At 75.7% G+C, this 16,003-nt stretch carries 6 protein-coding genes; all 6 read right to left on the minus strand.

Annotated features, from left to right (window positions below; translation table 11 throughout):
- Window positions 1-36: 36 nt before the first annotated feature.
- The 6 genes from EV376_RS14195 to EV376_RS14220 are packed head-to-tail and all read right to left on the minus strand — an operon-like array spanning window position 37 to window position 15,915.
- A complete protein-coding gene (locus tag EV376_RS14195; protein WP_130323459.1) occupies window positions 37-1,689 on the minus strand; it encodes a hypothetical protein in 1,653 nt (550 codons plus the stop codon).
- Between the two features lie 46 nt (window positions 1,690-1,735).
- Window positions 1,736-5,950: a hypothetical protein gene (locus EV376_RS14200; protein ID WP_130323461.1), complete on the minus strand. Its 4,215-nt coding sequence runs from the start codon at window positions 5,948-5,950 to the stop codon at window positions 1,736-1,738.
- Window positions 5,947-8,742, minus strand: coding sequence for a hypothetical protein (locus tag EV376_RS14205; RefSeq protein WP_130323463.1), 2,796 nt, complete (start codon window positions 8,740-8,742; stop codon window positions 5,947-5,949). The genes EV376_RS14200 and EV376_RS14205 overlap by 4 nt, the downstream gene beginning before the upstream one ends.
- Window positions 8,739-11,978, minus strand: a complete 3,240-nt coding sequence (locus EV376_RS14210) for a DUF6603 domain-containing protein (protein ID WP_130323465.1) — start codon at window positions 11,976-11,978, stop codon at window positions 8,739-8,741. The genes EV376_RS14205 and EV376_RS14210 overlap by 4 nt, the downstream gene beginning before the upstream one ends.
- Entirely contained in the window at window positions 11,975-13,306 is a 1,332-nt protein-coding gene (locus tag EV376_RS14215; RefSeq protein ID WP_130323467.1) for a hypothetical protein, read from the minus strand. The genes EV376_RS14210 and EV376_RS14215 overlap by 4 nt, the downstream gene beginning before the upstream one ends.
- Complete coding sequence (locus EV376_RS14220) at window positions 13,303-15,915, minus strand: hypothetical protein (protein WP_130323469.1); 2,613 nt, start codon at window positions 15,913-15,915, stop codon at window positions 13,303-13,305. Before EV376_RS14220 ends, EV376_RS14215 begins: the two co-directional genes overlap by 4 nt.
- Window positions 15,916-16,003 lie beyond the last annotated feature (88 nt).

Consider the following 16,003-nt stretch of genomic DNA (forward strand, 5'->3'; position numbering starts at 1 on the left):
GGACCGCGAACGCGGGTGACCGACTGATCGGCGCCCCTACGTCAGCAGGTCCCAGCGTACGTCGCTGGACGGGTCGCCCCGGCCCGGCCGCTTACGGCGCTGCAGCCAGACGTGCACCGAGCCGTCGTGCCAGCGGGCGAGCTGCCAGGACCGCTCGACCCGCACCCCGCCGGCCGGCACCTCCTCCTCGTACAGCCAGACCGGCCGGCGCGGGTCGAGCAGGACGCTGCGCGGGCCGACCGGCTGGCCGTCGAGACCGGCCCAGGCCCGCATCCGGGCCCGGCGCAGCCGGACCTGCGGGCTGTCGTCGGCGAGCCGCTCCGCGACGAACGGCACCCACCACGGCGGCGCGGTGGCCGCCAACCGATAGCGCCAGACCTCGCCGCGCCGCTGCGCCGGCGGGCGCGGCCCGGTCCGCTGGACCGCTCGACCCAGCGGCCCTTCGATCAGCTGCTCGATGCCCCAGGCGAGGTTCGCCGCCTCGTCCCGGGTCAGGGTGACCCGCTCCAGCACCGGACCGGCCAGGGCACCGCCGGTCGGGGGTACGAACAGCCACGGCGCCGGATGGCTGTCGCTCACCTCGTCGCCGGTCAACTCGAACATCCGCCACACCCGGCCGGCACCCGCCCGGTCGAAGTCGGTCTTCGCGGTGGACGGCACCTTCGTCCGCCCGCCGAACGTGTCGACCACCTCGACCGATTCGACCTCGGTCAGCGAGCCGACCGGTACCGGTACCGGCACCACGAAGTGGTCGTCGGCGTACACCGTGGCGAATTCGGCGACCAGCAGCCGGGCCAGGTCCGCGGGGCCGGCCTCGATGTCCCCGAAGTGCACGGCGCTGTCCTCGAACTCCCACCAGCGGGAGGCCGGCATCCCGGGATACCGGATCCGCGTCGGCACGGCGACGGTGGTGCGCCGGGGCAGGCCGACCGGGTCCAGCGCGTGCCGGGCCGACTTGTCCCGGTTGACGTCCACGGTGTACCAGTCGAGGTGCCCGCCGTCGTGCTCCGGCGCGTCGAGGACCACCTCGCCGGTGTCGGTCGGGGCGGCCAGCGAGAACGAGTGCTCAAGACGGTGCGCGTCCCAGGCCGGCGAGGCGGCCGGCGGCTGCGTCGCGGCCTGCCAGGCGGTCACCAGCCCGACGGCCCGGTCCCGCGCGTCGGGGCCGAGCCCGGTGAGCGCCGCTCGGAGGTCGGCCTCCGGTGCGACGGTGAGCCGGGCCACGTCGAGTGACCAGCGGGCGAGCAGTTCGGCGGCGACCCGCCCGGCCTCGCCGACATCGGTGACCGGCTCGGCCGGTGGGGGTGGGAACGCCTTGCGCAGCAGCGGCACGGCGGAGGCCAGCCGGGCGTCGCGCAGCGCCCGGATCAGCCGGCGCGCGGCCCGCGCCCCGGCGTACCGGCCGGCCGTGCCGAGATCCGGCTCGGCCGCGGCCTCGACGACCATTTCGAGCGGGCGGTCGGTCGGGTAGGGTTCCGCCGGCCCCCCGCCGGGCCGGTAGCTGGTGACCCGCGCGGTACGCGTGACGACCCGCGCGGCGGCGGGCTGTGCCGCGTCGTCGCCGGTGAACTCGCCGACCTGCAGCTGCCGGGCGAGCATCCACAGCGGATCGGCGATCCGTGCGGCCAGGCCGTCGGTGAGCCCGGTGCTGCGGGCCATCGACTCCAGCCGGTCCCATCCGCCGCTCACCGGACCTCCTCGGTCGTTCCGGCAGTCGCTCCCGCGACTGCCGCCGTCATGTGCTTCCCCGCTGGCGGGACCGCTCCCGCCGCGCGGCGGGAGCGCCGGAGGTTCGGCCGGCCCACGGGAGGATCGCGCCGGGGGTGTACACCGTCGGTACGGCCCGGCCGTAGTCGAGCAGGTCCTCGGTGCCGACCGCGCGGATGGCGGCCCAGTCGAGGGTCTCGGTCAGCGTGTCGAGTACCAGCTGCCCGCTCCACTTCTCGCCGTCCGGGGTGACGGCCAGCAGCCACGCCTGCGGTGGCCGGTTGCTGGGCGCGTCGAACTGCAGGGCCACCGCGGTCTGCTGGCCGGCCCGGGGGACCCGCTCCGGCCAGCCGTCGACCACGAGCCCACACGCGGCGCCCGCCGCGGGCGCCGGCGACGGCCCGCCGATCACGACGATCGACAGCCGCCCGCCGGCCCCGGCCGGCACCGGGTGGACCGCCGCCCACCGCTCGCCCTCGACCGCCGGCAGTTGCACGGCGCCGGCGCGCAGCCCGCCGTCGGACACCAGCAGCTCGCTGAGGAGGCCGGCACCGACCAGCCGGCCCACGTCGGGCCGGACCCGAGCGACCCGGTCCAGCCAACCGTCCACCACGGCGGGCCCGGCGGACGCCGGCGCGGCCGCCGCGAACCCGGGCGGCAGCGGGAACCGGCCGAGCAGTGGCACGGCGCCTCCGACCAGGGCGGCCAGCCGCCGGCGCAGGCCGGGCCGGCGATCGGCGGGGTCGACCTCGATGGCCAGCACGGTCGCCAGCCGCCGGGCGGCGACCTCGGCCAGTGGCACCCGGTCGTCGCCGACCACCCCGTACCGGGCCAGCGCGTCCGGGTCGGTGAGCCCGGCGAACCCGTCGACCAGCGCTGCCACGGCGTCCAGCGCCGCCGCGTCGTCCAGGTCCGGTTCGCCCGCCTCGTGACCCGGCCGCACGTCCCGGGCCGTGGCCACCCGCAGCGCCTCCACGGACCGGCGCAGCTCGATCGCGAGTACGGCGAACTCGCTCAGCGCCACCGCCGCGCCGCCGCGTGCGGACGGCTCGACCTGGCCGGTCGCGGCCGGGCCGAGGCGCGCGGCGGCGAGGGTACGCAGCGCCGGCGTGGCCACCGCCGGATCGTCGCCGACCAGGTAGATCGCGTCGAGTGGGGACAACCGGAGGTCGGTGAGGGTCATCGGGGTGCCGTCGGCGGTGAACCCGACCGCGTCGGCGCGGGGGAGCAGGCCGGCCACCCACGCGTCGAGCGCCGGTGCCACGGTGTCGCGTACCCCGGCCACCCAGCCCCGGTCGGGGCGCGCCGCGTCGGGATCGAGCAGCACCAGCACCCGGTGCTCGACCGACCCGCCGGCCCGGTAGGTACGCGGGGCACGCAACTCGGGCGGGGCGTGCGTACCGGCGAGCGCGCCGAGGGTTGCGGTCGCCCGCTCGGTGTTGCCCGCGGCGAGTTGGTGGACCGCCTCGACCAGGGCCACGTCGTGCGTGGCGTCGAAGGCGTCCTCGATCACCGCGAGCGCCGCGGCCGTGTCCGGGTCGACCGGATCCAGCCGGCCGGACCGGTACAGGTCGAGCAGCTCGATCCCGTCGACCGGCTGGTCCGGCTCCCGGTCCGGGTGGCCGGTGAGTTCGAGGACCCGCTCGCGGACCGGCCGGATCCGCGCGTCGGCGCCCCGGTCGTGCAGCGCCCGCTCGAACCGGTAGCCGAGCAGCGCACCCAGTTGCTGCCCCTGGCGTACTCCGTCGAGCAGCCACGACGCGGCCCGGACCCGCGCCGAGGTGTATCCGACGGCGGCCGGCGACAGCGGATCGTCGCTGCCGTGCGCCAGCCAGCCGGAGCGCAGCAGCGCGGCCGTGCCGGCCTGCGCCATCGACGGCGCGTGCACGAAGCCGGTGCGCTCGGCGCCCCGGTCGCGCGGGGCGAGCCCGGTCACCCAGCCGTACGCGCCGACCTGCAGGCCGCGCGGCCGGGCGGCCCGCAGCCGTTGCAGCCGCTCGCTGGCCAGCGAGGTGGCCCACGCGTCGAGCCGGTGCCCGCCGAGCCCCAGGCTCTCCCGCAGCAGCCATTCGAGCTCCTCGGGGGTGCGCCCGGCCAGCCCGTCGAGGGCCGCCGGCAGCGCCGGGTCGTCCGGCATCAGCGACAGCGTGTTGTCCAGCAGCTGGTACAGCAGCGGTTGAGCGGCGAGGAACGCCGGATCCAGCGTGGAGGGCGGGTTGTCGGCCCGGGCGGGGTACCGGCCGCGCAGGTCGGCGAGGTAGTCGGCGGCGGTGTGCCCGGCCGGCGCGTTCGGCGCCTGGACCAGCCCGGCATCGCCCCACTCGGTCGACGACGCCCACAGCACGCCCGAGATCAGCTCGGTGTTCGGCTCGCCCAGCACTCCCGAGAAGCGCGGCAGGCCCAGCTCGCGAACCGGGTTCTGGCGCGACCGGTACGCCCCCAGTATCGCCAGCATGGTGTCGAGCTGGCCGAGGCCGTCCTCGATCACGGCCTGGCCCTGGCCGGTCATGAAGCCCGGCAGCTGCGCACGGACCGCCGCCCAGATCGCGATCTGCTCGTCGATGTCGTCGATCGTCACGTTCATCGTCAGCAGCGCGTACAGGCCCGCGATCTCGCGGAACGGTGACTCCAGGTCGGGGACGGCGAGGTTGTAGCTGTGCCGCATCACCAGGTCGTACCAGTTGTTGACGGTGAGCGCCCGCTCGAAGACGTTCAGGTCGGCGTACCGGTCGAGGTTGCGTACGAAGAACCGGGCCGGGTGCGGCTGGTTCGCCAGCACCGCGGCGACGTCGCTCTCCGGACCGTCGGCGCGGTTCGGGTCCAGCCGCGGCAGCGTTCCGGCGGCCCGCCGCCACTCGCCGGCGAGCAGGTTGACCACCTGCTGGACGCGGTCGGCGGTGCCGGACGGCTCGGTGGGGGTGGTGCTGCGGCGAACCGGCAACACCCCGTAGGGCTGCGCGCCGACCCGCACGCAGGGGTACGGCGCTCCGCCGGTCACGTGCGCCACGCACCAGTCGCGCAGCGCGTCGACCGCCGTCGGGCTGAGCGCGTCCTCGCCGTCCACCTGCAGCACCCGGCGGACGAACGTGCCCAGAATCGCCTCGAACAGCGCGCGCACCATCCACCGTGACCGGTCGCGCTCCCGGTCCGGACCGTACGGCGCCCGGGCCAGGGCGCCGGCGTCGGCCAGGCCCAGCGCGTCGGCCAGTCGGTAGGCGTTCTCCCCGAGGTGCGGTGGCGCGGGCACCGGGTGCGGGCCGGGCGGGGCCGGCCGGGGGTCGACCGGGTCGAGTTCCCGGGCGAGCTGGGCGATCTCGTCGGTCGGCACCGGCGTGCCGGCCACTGTCGAGTCGGTGTTGTTGGTCGGCGTGCCCTGCGGCACGAACGCGAGGCCGTCGGTACGCGCGTGCGCGGCCAGCAGCCGGTTCAGTTCGTCGGCGGCGGCGAGGGGCTCGTAGCGTTCGGCGACGCCGACCACGAGCAGCGTCTCGACGCGTTCCAGCGCGCTCGCCGCGTCCCCGGTGAGCGGTACGGTCACCGCCATGCCGGCGGCCAGCGCCCGCTCGTAGTCGAACATCCACGCCATCGCCTCGTCGATGTGCAGGCCACTGGCCGGCACCCGCCACGGTGGCGCGGCCGGGTCGGGTGCGGTCCGCAGGTCGGTGGCGACCGGCCGGCTGGTGCGCCGGAACAGCTCACCGGCCGCCGAGTACCCGACCGCGAGCCAGCGATCGGGCAGCAGCACCGGGCCGGCCGGGCCGCGCCCGGCCTCCTTGTCCACCGTGGGGAACAGCGGCTCGCCGGGCCGGCCGGTGCGCGGGCGCAGCAGGCGGGCCAGGTGGCCGGCGCGACCGGCGCCGACCCGCTGGACGTGTGCCCGCCACGCCTTCTGCCGGCCGGCCTCGCCGGTCGCGGCGTGCCACTCGCGCCAGAACAGGGTGGTCAGCTCGATCTCTCCGGGGCTGGCGCCCGGCCGGTCGTCGTCGATGTGGATCTGGTCCGGGTAGATCCGGATGCGCAGCTCCGGTGGATCGGCCCGGAGCACGTACCGGGTCTCGATCCGGACCGGCAGCAGCAACAGCGGCAGGCCGGCGTCGAGCCCGGCGAACGGGTCGACCGGCGGTGCCTTGGGCCGGTCGGGGACCGGGTCGAGGTCGGGAACGCGGTGCGGCGCCGGCCGCGGACGGCCGCCGGGCACCGGCTTCTCGCCGGTCCGCGGCCCGGCGCGCTGGTCGGGGGTCATCGCTGCCCGCCCCGGGTCGGGCCCGGCGGCGCGGGCGGACCGGTCGGCAGGTCGTCGAGGATGTCGCCGGGAGCCCAGCCCGGCGGCCAGGACGGCAGGTCGGGCAGCATCGAGTCGGCGTGGGTGAGCATCCGCACCGGGCGCTGCAGGGTGATCCGGGCCATCGCCGCCGCGTCCGCGCCCCACTCGTCCGGCCCGCCGTTGCCGCGCAGCGCCCCGGCGGCGACCAGCCACTCCGGCCCGGTCGGGTCCACGAAGGACGGTAGCGGCGCGCCGGCGCCGGCCAGGTGCGCCCAGGACAGCGCCGACCAGCGGGCCGGCGCGGTGCCGCGGAACCGGTCGCGGGGTGCGTCCAGGCCGAACCGCGGCGCCCGCGGCCGCTCCTCGAGCACGAAGAACCAGCCCGGGTGGTCCGCCTCGACCGTGCTGCCGCGCGCCTCGGCGACGGTGAGCGCGAACCCGTAGAAGTACGCGTCGCGCTGCAGCCGGCCGGCGAACACGGGCAGCGCCACCGCGCCGCCGGCCTTCTCCCGCCGCCGGCCGTCGGCCCACTCGGCCTCGACGGCGTACACCCGCAGGTCGGGGTACCGGCGGGGGAGCGCGCCCTTGACCAGCAGCACGAGGTCGGCCGACGGGGCCTCCCGCGGGCGGTGGCCGCCGAGGCCGGCGGCGGGATCCCAGCGCCGGATGACGGCGATGTCGGCCGGCCCGCCCGGCCCGGTGTCGAAGAACTGCCGGCACCACGTCGCCGACGGCCGCGCCGGGTACTCCCGCCACACCAGCTCGCGGCCCAACTCGTGGTTCATCCCGGCGAGGAAGGCCTCGACGAAGCCCTGGTTGGCCCGCAACAGCCCGAGCGAGTCGTCCGGCACGTCACCGATCCCGGGCACCAGGTACTCCACGGACAGCGCCAGCAGCCGCTGGTACATCGGGGTGGTGAACTCCGGCCGTACCCAGATCCGGTCCGGTACCCGGTGGTCGCGCCCGGCGGGCAGGCCGGCCGTGCGGGCCTCGACCATCGCGACGATCGCGGCCGGACCGTCGAGCGCCGAGCGCACGTCGGCGGCGAGCGACCCGGCGGTGCCGGTGCCCGGCACCGCGACGGGCCCGGGAGCATCGACCGGCTGGGTGCTCGGCCCGGCTCCGGTAGTGCCGGCGCGGGCGCCGGTGGTGAGCGGCGCCGGCGCGCTGCTCGTCTGCAGGTCGGCGCCGGCCGGCAGGCGCACCGCCGTCCAGGCCGCCGCGAACCCGGCCGGGTCGGCCAGCGCGGACCGGATCACCGCGTCGGTGCGGGCCAGGCCGCTGGTGGTCCGGGTGAGCCGCCGGAACGCGCCGCTGAGCAGGCCGGCCGGGAGGCCGCTGGTACGGAGCGAACCGAGCGCGGTCCCGCCGTCCGGGAGCCGTAGCCGAGCCATCGCCGGCGCGGCGACCTGCAGCAGGGTGGCGTCGTCGAGCCGGCCGAGCTTCGGCTGCGCCTTGCTGGCCAGCTCCCAGCCCAGCCGCGCGCGGGCCAGCACGCCGTTGACGTCGACCTGCTCCGCGGCGTACCGCCAGGCGGCCGCGACCATCGCCTCCTGGTCGGCGCGGACCACCTCGGCGCCGAGCCCCGCGACCACCCGCCGTGGCGGCTCGGTGTTCAGCTCCTCGAACCAGACCGGGGGCTGCTCCGGCCCCGGTATCCGCCGGCGGCCGGCCTGCGGCGCCGCGTACGCGGGCGGGCCGACGACCGGGTCGTCGCGGAGCGCGTCGTACGACTGGCCGGGGTCGGCCGGCGAGGCGGGCCGGAGGCTGGCGTTCAGCGTCCGGCGCAGCGCCGCCTTGGTCTCGCCGCGATGCGGCTCCGGCCACGGCCGGACGCCACCGGCGGCCGGTGACACCAGTGCCCCCTCGTACGTGACCAGCGTGCCCGGGGCCCGGGGCAGTCCGCCGCCCGGCTGGCCGATGTCAAGTTCCCGCCGGCCGACGCCGGCCGGCAGCTCGACCGGGCGCAGCCGCCGTACCAGGGACTCGAAGTCGCCGGCCGCGCCGGTGCGGAACCGCCACCAGTCGTACACCGGCAGCTCGACGTCCAGCGTGGACGTCGCCCAGGCCAAGCCGAGGTCGGTGCCGCCCCGCTCGCCGAGCGCGGCGCGCCGGCCGGCTTCGAACGTGGGTACCAGGCAGGCGATCCAGGACCGGCCCGGCGGCAGCCGGCGCGGGCACATCAGCCGGGAGCGGAACGCCTCCGGCGCCTCGGCCAGGGCCGCGGCCACGCCGTCGGGGAGGTCGTGCTCGGCCTGTACGTGTGCCCAGGCCCAGCACCGGGTCAGGTCCGGCAGTTCGGCCTCGGCGCGGTCCACGTGCAGCAGCGGGCACCGCGCCGGGCCGCGCGCGACCAGCGTGACGCCGGCCCGGTCCTCGACGACGACGAGCGCGAGCCACGGCTGCAGCCGGCCGTCCGCGTCCGGCGCCGCCGGCGTGTACCGCCAGGGCAGGTCCGGGGCGGTCAGCTCGACCAGCGCGAAGTAGTTCGCCTCGGCGTCGGTCGCGCCCGGCTCCGGGTGCCGGCGCAGGATCTGCGCCGGGTCGAGGCCCACCACGTCGGCCGGGCCGCGCAGCCGTACCGGCGGACCGCTGATCGGGTCGACCCGGTCGCCGCCGTCGCCGGTCGAGCGCAGCTGGACGGCGACGGTGGCCGAGGCGCTGTCCCGGCCGGCCAGCCCGGCCTGCGCCGGTTCGGTGATCGCCGTCGCCAGGCCGGTGCGCAGCCACGGCAGGAACTGCGGGGCCGGTGTCGTGGACGCCTCGGTCATGGCAGCAACTCCCAGGTCGGCACGACGGTGGTGGCACGCCGCCGCCCGGCGTCACTCTGGTGGGCCCGCGACCACGAGCTGTCGTGGGCCCGGAGGTCGCCGGTGACGCGGTCGGTCACCGCGTACCCGGTCCGTCGCGGTGTCACCGCGTCGGGGTCCGCGGCGATGGTGAAGCCGCTCGCGCGTACGCTGCCCGGCCCGTCGACGGTGACGAGCGCGGTGCGGTCGACCACGCCGAGGTCGACGCGGTCCTCGGCGAGCTCCGGGTCACGCAGGATCTCCTCGAAGTCCAGCGAGATCCGCCGCGCCGGGCCGGCCACCGGGTCGCCACCGCCGAACCGCACTCCGGCCGGCAGCCACTCGAACGACGGCGACGACAGCCGCTCGGCGCCGGCCAGCTCGACGTAGTACCCGGGGGCGAACCAGTCGTGCGCCTGGCCGGTGTGGGCGGCGCTGCCGGCCACCGGCTCGACGGTGAACGTGTGGTACGCCCCGATCGGGGCGTCGCCGACCTTGTCCAGCCGTATCCCCAGCGGGGCCACCTTCTGCCGCACCTCGACCGTGCCGTCCGGCATCGCCACGCACTCGTCCGCGGTGGCGTCGGTGAGGAGCACGCCGGTGGACGTGCCGGCGATCGCCGCCCACGACTCGGGTCGGGCCAGCGCGGCGCCGATCTCGTCGCGCGGGTCCGTCGACGGCGGCGCGGGATCCGCGCGGGTCTGGCCGATCCGCTCGTCGATGTGGATCGACTCGCGGATGCCGAGCACGGTGAACCGGGCGTCGCCGATGACCCGCCACGGGTTCGGCCCGGAGACGGTGGCGTCGAGCCACACCCCCATCAGGTCGAGGCCGGCGGCGGTCACCGAGACGTAGTAGCCGACCCGGGTGGTGACCCGGAACGGGCTGAACGAGACCAGCGCGTCGAAGCCGGTGCCGCCGGCCACGCCGAAACCGGCCACGTCGGCGGTCATCTCGAACTCGGCGCCGAACTGGACGGTGTTCGAGGTGAGCGCGAAGTAACACTCGAAGGAGATGTCCAGCACCGGTGGCGCGCCGATCGCGAGCCGCAGCCGATCCACCGGCGGGAACGCCGGCGGCGGCTCGAAGCCGGGGTGGAACCCGCCGAGCGCGAGCAGGAACGACGGCTCGTCGGTGAAGTCGGCGCGCAACTCCATCGCGCCGCTGAGCGCGAAGCAGGCGATGTGCGAGTCGTGCAGCCTCGCGCTCACCGACAGCGTGCCGGCCGCGGAATCGACCACCCCGGCCACGTCCAGGTGCAGCGCCACCAGATCGAGGTCCGGCGTGGGCAGCACCGAGGTGACCGAGCCGAGCACGGCGACCACCACCGGGTCGGGCAGTGAGACGACGATCCCGATCCGCGCCTCGATCAGCGTCGGCGTGCCCCAGCCGATCTTCACCACCGGCCCGAACACGTACTGCCCGTCGTCGGGTGGGAACATCGACCGCAGCTGCTCGATGACGAATGGCGCCTCGGCCACCGGGTCGGCCGGGAAGAGGACGGTGTCCAGCGCGCCGGAGCGTACCGCCGCCTCCAGCGCCGGGGTGTCCAGTCGCCGGTTGATCCCGGCCAGCCCGCCGACGCCGGTGAGCGTGAAGCCGAACCCGAGCTGGATCGCCGGGACGTCGAGGAACAACGCCAGGAACAGGGACCAGCCGTCGACGTCGGGTGCGTCCGTGTCGACGATGACGAACGCGCTGATCCCGACCTCGATCAGGCGCAGCTCGATGACCCCGGCGTAACGCCCGTGGTCCGGGTCGAGGTACAGGTAGCCGCCACCGGCCGCGACACCGGCGTCGACGCCCAGGCCGACGCCGTCCGGTGGCTTGACCGCCAGGGCGGCGCCGACCGGGCCGAGCGGTATCCCGTCGCTCTGGGCGGCCGGCGCGACGGCCAGCCGCAGCCCGGCGCCGGCGATCGCCGCCGACACCGGCCCGATCGTGCCGCTCACCGCGGCGGTCAGCTCCAGGGTGAGCGCGCCGTCGGCGACCAGCAGCGCGATGGTCAGGCCGTCGACGATGACCGGCCCGATCGCCACGCTGGTGTCGATCCGGATCTCCAGCCCGGCCGCGCCGTCGACGGCCAGCCCGTCGGCCGGTGACCACCGGCCGGCCAGCCGCATCGACGCGCCGATCTCGGCCGGGCCGAGGATCGAGGCGAGGAACGAGTCCGCCTCGCCGGGGCTGAGGACCAGCCGCAGCCCCTCGGCGGCGAAGGTGATCGCGAACTCCGGCGTGCCGCCGAGGTTCTCGCCGGTCAGGGCGATCTCGGCGGCGGCGAGTTCGAGGCGGCTACCGGTGGCGGCGCCGAGCAGGACCCACGGCGTGGCCGGCCGGCCGGCCAGTGTCACCGCCGCGGAGTCCAGGGTGGACGCGTCGAGCGGCGCCGTACCGTCGGCCAGCACCACCAGGCCGGCGGTACCCTCGCCGCCGGCAGCGGTGAGCGTCCAGCCGGCCGCGAGGTCCACGCCGTCGGCCGCCCGCTCCAGGCCGCTGACCGACACCGCCAGCCCGCCCCGCCCGGCGGCCGCGGGTACGACCTGCACGGCCAGCGGTCCGGGGCGGGCGGACACGCCGTCGACGTCGCCGAACGCCCCGTCGCCGGACACCGCCCGCGCGCCCTCGAACTCGACCGTCCCGCCGTACCGGGCACCGGCGCCGCGTCCGTCGACGAACCGGCGCAGCGGCTCGACGAGCACGGCGAGATCCGGGCCGAGGACGGCGCCGAACCGCCCTCCGGGGTCGCCGGCGACCTCGACCAGCCGGCCGAAGTCGAACGTGCCCGGGCCGACCACCCCGGCGAGCGCGAGCAGGTCGAAGAGCTCGCCGTGCGCCTCGTCCAGCCACCGGTTGAGCAGGTACGCGGGCAGGCGCTCGGCGAGCACCCGCCAGAACCGCGGCGCGTCGAACGGCGGGCCGAGGTCGGCGGCCGGCACGGCGCGCAGGTCGTCGACCGCCGCGAACAGGCCACCGAGGCTCGCCGCGAGGCCGGCCACCCGCTCCGCCAAAGCGATCGCCGGGTCGTCGAGCGCGGCCAACGCCTCGATGGTGTTCGTCGCGGTCTCGGCGAGGGCGACCAGCTCGGCCGGTACGGGCGGCGGCGGCTGGCGGGCGTCGGCCATGCCCAGATCGCGCAGCAGCGCGTCGAGCCGCGCGGGATCGGCGCCGATCGCGGTCAGCGGCGCGACCAGCGCGGCGAACTCCCCGGCGGCGCTCACCAGATCACCTCGTGGGTACGCAGGAAGGCCTCCAGCCGCTCGGGCTCGTGCGAGCCGATCAGGTAGACGTCGGTGTCCCGGCCGATCTCGGCGGCCACGTCGGGGCGGGCCAGCTGGCTGTTGGCGAGGTCCTCGAGCACCGGCAGCCGGGCGGTGTAGTAATCCTCGATGTGGGCCCAGATCTCCAGCTCGTGCATGTCGCGACGCAGGATGCTGCCGTGGCGGGCGAACACGTCGCGGATCAACTGCGCCCGCTCGGGGGTGGTGGCCAGGTCGGCGCCGAGGTCGATCCGGGCCCGGCCGGTCCGTCGGAACGCTTCCAGCACCGTCTCGATGATCTGGTTGCCGACGTACTGGACGTCGCAGATGTACAGCGTCGTCTCACCGAGCGGGTGCCAGCCGCTGAGGTTGGTCGGCGGGAACGAGGTGAACGGCGCGGCGGTCGGCCCGGGCACCATGAAGCTGGTCCGCTTCCAGCGCAGCGCGTCGGTCACCGCCTGCTTGACCATGTTCGGCCCGGTCACCTTCTTGATCTGGCCGGAGCTGTCGCGGACGAGGTTCACCCGGCCGACGGCGAGCGTGTCGGGCAGCGAATACGCCTTGTACTGGCCACCGATCGCGTACTGCATGCCGAACAGCAGCGAGTCGAAGCTGGCGGCCATGTCGGTGCCGTAGAGGAGCGGCGCGCGGACCTGGTGCACCGGCGCCAGCCCGGTGCGGGAGACGAACCGGGACATGACATCGGTGTAGCGCAGCTCGAACCGCAGCCCGTGCTCGAAGCCGTACCGGTTGACGAACCCACGGGTGAACCCGATCATCGCCGGCAGCAGCGTGCCGTACAGCGGCGCCAGCTCGCCGGAACTGGTCAGCATCTCCGCGCCGGCGGCGAGCTGCGCCTCGGCGATCCGCCGGATCCGCTCCTCCGCGGAGATCATCCGCTTGTGCTTGGTGAGCCGGTTGTTGCCCGCGACGAGGCGTCGGGCCGCCGCCGGGGGCAGGCCGAAGGTCTTGACGTGGTCGAGCTGGGCCTGCACCCCGTCGGCGAAGAAGTCGTGCGGCCGGTCGAGGCCGGCGAACGCCCGGTCCGCGGGCAGCAGCGCGCCGGCGGCGTAGACCTTGATCCTGGAAAGCTGGCTGCGGACGAGGTCGAACACGCCGTCGACGATCTGGTCGTCGGAGATCTCCGACACGAACCGCACCGGTCCGGGGATGCGCGCCCGGCTCGGCCCGCCGGTCTGGTACCGGCGCGCCTGCTGGGCCAGCCGGCGGGTCAGCGCCTGCGCGCTGTGCACCACCGCGGCGGACGCCGCCCGGGCCTTGCCGGTCACCGGAGACCCTCGATGTATACGACCGGCCGGAGCGCCGGGTCGCGGCGCAGCGCACGCAGGTAGGGGATCTCCAGCGAGCTGGTGACGAAGCCGTACGCCGGGTCGTCGGTGAGCACGTCGGCGATGGTCAGCCAGCCCCGGTACCGCCCGGCGAGCAGGGCGTCGGCGAGGCCGGGGACCGGTCCCAGGTCGGCGCCGAGCGTCTCGGCCAGTTCCCGGGACAGCTCCCGGCGGGTCGGCGAGACGCCGAGGTCACCGGTCGCGCCGAGCGCGCGCAGCGGGCTCGGCTCGCCCATCGCCGCCTGGACCTGCTCGATGGGCAGGTCGTCGTGCCAGTCGACGCCGCGGCCCAGGTGGGCCATCTCGGCGGCGGAGACCGGCCGGGCCAGCTCCTGCGGCGGCGCGGCACGCAGCAGGCCGGCCAGGGTCTCGCCGGCGCGTAGCACGAACCGGCTCGACACCAGGGGAACGGCCGCGCAGACGAGCATCAGCGCCAGCTGGAACCGGGTGACGGGTCGCCCCCACCGGTCCAGCCCGGTCTGGTACGCGTACGCGGCCTCGCCGACGTCGGCGATGTCACCGACGTAGGGCACGAAACCGAGCGCGACGTCGGCGGCGTCCATCAGCAGCGAGTCGATGTAGCCGTACTGTCGGTAGCTGTGCGGCGCCGGTGTCAGCCCGACGAACTCCCGCGCCGTCTCGTCGAACCAGTCGGCCCGGCGCAGGTCGGTGTCGTACTCGAGCGTCTCCGGCGCCGGCTCGGCGAACGGATGGTCCCGGTCACCCGGGAAGAGGTCCTGCACCGACTCCGGTGCCAGTCCACCCCACATCTCCTGGAACACCGCGCTCCAGAAGGTCGGCGGCGCGGCCGCCGCCCAGGGAGTGAGCGGCAGGTCCGCCCGCCACGGCCGGGGCAGCACGTCCGGCCGGTCGGTGACGTGCAGCTCGACGACGAACAGGTGACCGTCGACGGTTCTGGACAGCACCGACGGGTTGCCCGCTGCCGGCGTGTCGTTGCCGCTGAGGTTCGAGGTGATCGTGACGCCCTCGGTGATCCAGACCGTGACGTGCGCGCCGCCCCGGAACGGTCCGCCGAGGGCCAGGTCCATGAACCGGCCGGTGAAGTACCGGACGTCGACGGCGTACGCCTGCGTACCACTTGTGGGGTCGACGGTCAGCTCGACGACGGCCGGCACGAAGCCGGTCGCCGGGCCGCCGACCGTGTCCGGGATGACGCCGGGCGAGGTCGGGTAGACCAGCAGCACCCCGTCCGGCTTCGGCTTCACCAACAGTTGCGGGTAGCCCGCCAGGACCTCGTCGGTGATCGGACCGACGCACTCCTCGTCGTACGGCTCGATCTGGGTGCCGGCGAGCAGCAATGTGGTGTCGATCATCGAGCCGAGCGGCGGGACGAGGGCGTCGTCCTGTACCCGGTGGATCTGCAGCTCCCACGGCCGGCGCACGGCGGGGTCGATCCGGTGCTCGATCGCCACGCCCCGCCCGGCGACCAGCAGCACGGTCGGCCGCACCTGGCTGTCGCCGGGCACGTAGTCCCACGCGACACTCGACGTCAGCCCCGGCCCGCCCTGCTCCGGGAACACGGTCTCCCGGCGCAGTGTGACGGGCGTGTCGCCCCAGATCCACAGCCGGATCGAGTCGACCGCGTCGCCGCTGGTCGCCAGCTCCTCGGCGGCGATCGCCTCCGGCGGGTCGCCGGGGTCGACGAGCCCGTCGATCAGGATCACGCCGCGCAGCACGAGGTCGAGCAGCACGTCCAGCCAGGCCGGGGCACCCGCGCCCCGGTAGAGCCGCCGCTCGGCCTCGAACAGCCGGGTCGCCGCGCCGGTGACCTGCAGGTGCCAGGTCAACGCGCGCCAGACCCCCCGGTGCATGGAGCCGGCGTCGAACGCGGGCTCGGCGGTGGCGCCACCCATGAGGAACAGCAGGTTCGGCGGACCGGCGCCGGCGCCCGGCGCGTGCAGGTCCCGGTCGGCGTACACCTGGCCGCGGAGGAAGCCGGTCGGGTTCGCGTACATCTGGTTGAGCGCGAGCTGGATCCAGAACTGGAGCATGGCGTCGGTGGGGTGCCAGTGCCGCGCGTCGAAGATCCACAGCAGCCCGCCGCCGTCGTCCCGGGGTACGCCCCCGGCGTCGGGCACCCGCCTCGCCAGGTCCGCGACCGCCGCGTCGACGAACGCGGCGATGCCCGACCGGATCTCCGGCGGCACGGAGTGGTCGTCGGTGTACCCGCCGGCGAACACCGGGAACTCCAACCCGGTCGCGTACCCGGCGGCGACCTGTCCGACCAGGTCGTCGACCTCGGCGACGTCCAACCAGATGCCCGGGCCCTGGTCGGGCAGGTCGGGGGAGACCGATGCGCCGGGCAGCAGCTCCAGCGTGTCCAGGTCGATGCTCTGCCAGTCGCCGTGGACCGCCGGCCCGGGACCGAAACCGATGTTGATCGCGTCCACCGAGTAGCCGTGCAGCGCGGCGACGCGCAACACCGGACGCAGGGCGGTGACCAGTTCCCCGTAGGTCGGCCCGTCGAGCCACGCCACCTCGGCCCACCAGGGCTGCCGAGCGAGGGTGGTGTCGTCCGGCCAGAACATACCCCGGCACGTTAAGGATCGATGAACAACTACACAACGGCTCGGCGCTAAGCCGACAATGAGCGGCCGGCCCTGACCGTGACCGGAA

The organism is Micromonospora sp. CNZ295, assembly GCF_004217535.1.

Coding starts and splice junctions, on each gene's coding strand:
- EV376_RS14200 (WP_130323461.1), bottom strand. CDS start 5,950: ATGACCCCCGACCAGCGCGCCGGGCCGCGGACCGGCGAGAAGCCGGTG.
- EV376_RS14205 (WP_130323463.1), bottom strand. CDS start 8,742: ATGACCGAGGCGTCCACGACACCGGCCCCGCAGTTCCTGCCGTGGCTG.
- EV376_RS14220 (WP_130323469.1), bottom strand. CDS start 15,915: ATGTTCTGGCCGGACGACACCACCCTCGCTCGGCAGCCCTGGTGGGCC.